Origin of the sequence: Aeromonas cavernicola (genome assembly GCF_002795305.1) — a bacterium.
In the GTDB taxonomy this organism is placed as follows: Bacteria; Pseudomonadota; Gammaproteobacteria; order Enterobacterales; family Aeromonadaceae; genus Aeromonas; species Aeromonas cavernicola.
In genome coordinates, this window is sequence record NZ_PGGC01000310.1 from 1 (window position 1) to 1559 (window position 1559).

Consider the following 1559-nt stretch of genomic DNA (forward strand, 5'->3'; position numbering starts at 1 on the left):
AATACCGGGGCGGCTCGCCAAGATAAGCGACTGGGCGCAAGAGGAGGCCAGCGGCTATGCCATCCCGAAGGAGCTGGAGCGCTTCGGTCAGACGGTGTTGGAAGAGAACCTCAAGAAGGGGGGCGCAGTGCCGACCCTGCCGCTCTTTAGCCAAATCGATGAGCTGCTGGCGAGCCGCCCCGGTATTCGGGATCTCATCCCGCAGCGGGCCGCCAAGGTGGTGCGCAGCCGGATGCAGGCCAGCAAGCGCCAAGCTCATCAGCTCTCGTTCGATGACCTGCTCAAAGATCTCGACGGGGCGCTTGGCTCCAGCCTTGGCGAGCGGCTCTGCGAGCGCATTCGCACCACCTACCGGGTCGCCATGATCGATGAATTTCAGGATACCGACCCCCAGCAGTACCGCATCTTCCATCGGCTCTATTGTTTGCAAGAGAGTGGTTCACAAGAGAGTGGTTCACAAGAGAGTGGCGGCCACACAGGCACGGCGCTGTTGATGATCGGTGACCCCAAGCAGGCCATCTACGGCTTTCGCGGCGCCGACATCTTTACCTACATTCAGGCGCGGCGAAATGTGAGTGCCCACTACACCCTCGGGCGCAACTGGCGCTCCAGCAGTGCGCTGGTGGGGGCGGTCAACGGCCTGTTTGAGCGAGCCAAGGATCCCTTTATCTACGAGGCGGATATCCCCTTTCTGCCGGTGGAGGCGCAGGGCAAGAGCAAGGCGCTGCAGCTGGATGGCGAAGCCGCCCCTGTGCTCCACTGCTGGCAGCTGACCGGCCAGCCCACCTTCAACCGGGGGGATTACCAGAGCAAGATGGCCCGCGCCACCGCCGCCGAGATCCACCGCCAGCTGACCCTGGCCCGCGAGGGCAAGGCGAAGATAGGCGATCAGGCGGTGAAGGCCGGAGATATCGCCGTGCTGGTGCGCACCGGCGCCGAGGGCAAGCTGGTGCAGCAGGAGCGGGCGCGGCTCGCCATCGCCTCGGTCTATCTGTCGAACCGCGAGAGCGTGCTGGAGCAGACGGAGGCGCGGGAGATTTTGCTGATTTTGCACGCCTGCCAGAACCCGAGTGAAGAGAGGAGCCTGCGGGCGGCGCTCGCCACCGGGTTGTTTGATCTCGACGCCAAAGCGCTCGATGGGCTGGCCAGCGACGAGCGGGCGTGGGAGAGCGCGGTGCAGGAGTTTATGGAGTACCGATCGATCTGGCACCGCCGCGGCGTGCTGGCCATGCTGCGGGCCCTGCTGCACCGACGCAATCTCGCCTCTTCGCTTTTGGCGAGCCCCTATGGCGAGCGGCGGCTGACCAACTTCCTCCATCTCGGCGAGCTGCTGCAACAGGTGAGCAGCGAGCTGGACGGGGAATATGCCCTGCTGCGCTGGCTGGGAGAGGCGGTGAGTCGCCCCAACGGCCAGGATGGGTCGCAGGTGCTGCGCCTCGAATCCGAGCGGAAATTGGTGCAGATCGTCACCATCCACAAATCGAAGGGGCTGGAGTACCCGCTGGTGTTCCTGCCCTTTATCTGCAGCCACAGAACCGCCGAGACCCCGCTCTATCACG

At 64.4% G+C, this 1559-nt stretch carries 1 protein-coding gene; it reads left to right on the forward strand.

Annotation, left to right across the window (positions count from 1 at the left end; all coding sequences use genetic code 11):
* A partial coding sequence (locus CUC53_RS18745) for a UvrD-helicase domain-containing protein (RefSeq protein ID WP_157798352.1) occupies nt 1-1559 on the forward strand: 1559 nt, incomplete at both ends.